At 74.5% G+C, this 564-nt stretch carries 1 protein-coding gene; it reads right to left on the bottom strand.

Going from position 1 to position 564, the window contains the following annotated elements:
• On the bottom strand, positions 1-564 hold a 564-nt coding region (locus VR45_RS41645), incomplete at both ends, for a KR domain-containing protein (protein WP_045945193.1).

Raw genomic sequence — 564 nt, 5'->3', positions numbered from 1 at the left:
GTCCTGGGGTGCGGTGCCGCCGCTGCGGCTGAGCAGCAGCAGGTGGCGGACGCCGTGTTCGGTGACCAGGTGGCGGGCGACCAGCTGCCCCAGGGTGCCGTTCGCGCCGGTGATCAGCACCGTGCCGTGGGGATTCCAGACCGGCGGTGCGGTGGTGTCCGCGCTCGGGGCGACGAGGGCGAGCCGCGGTGCCAGGACCTCGGAACCGCGTATCGCGACCTGCGGTTCGCCGGTGGCGACGGCGGTGGCGAGTGCCGACTCCGACCAGGTGTCGGCGTCGATCAGCAGGATCCGGTCGGGGTGTTCGGTCTGGGCGGAGCGGAGCAGGCCCCAGACGGCGGCGGTGACGGGGTCGGGCCGGTCGGTGATCGAGCCCTGGGTGACGACGGCGAGTCGGGCCTCGTCGTTCGCGGGGTCGGTGAGGAACTGCTGGGTCAGTGCCAGGACTTCGGCGAGGCGGTAGCGCAGTTCGCCGCCGGGCGCGACGCGGGCGACGGTGACGCCGCTGGGCGCGGCGGGGTTCTGCGGAGTGGGCAGCTGCGACCAGCCGACCCGGTAGAGCGG

The organism is Streptomyces sp. NRRL S-495 (assembly GCF_000966955.1).
GTDB lineage: Bacteria > Actinomycetota > Actinomycetes > Streptomycetales > Streptomycetaceae > Kitasatospora > Kitasatospora purpeofusca.
The sequence above is the reverse complement of the archived record's forward strand: the minus strand, read 5'-3'. Positions and strand labels throughout refer to the sequence as shown.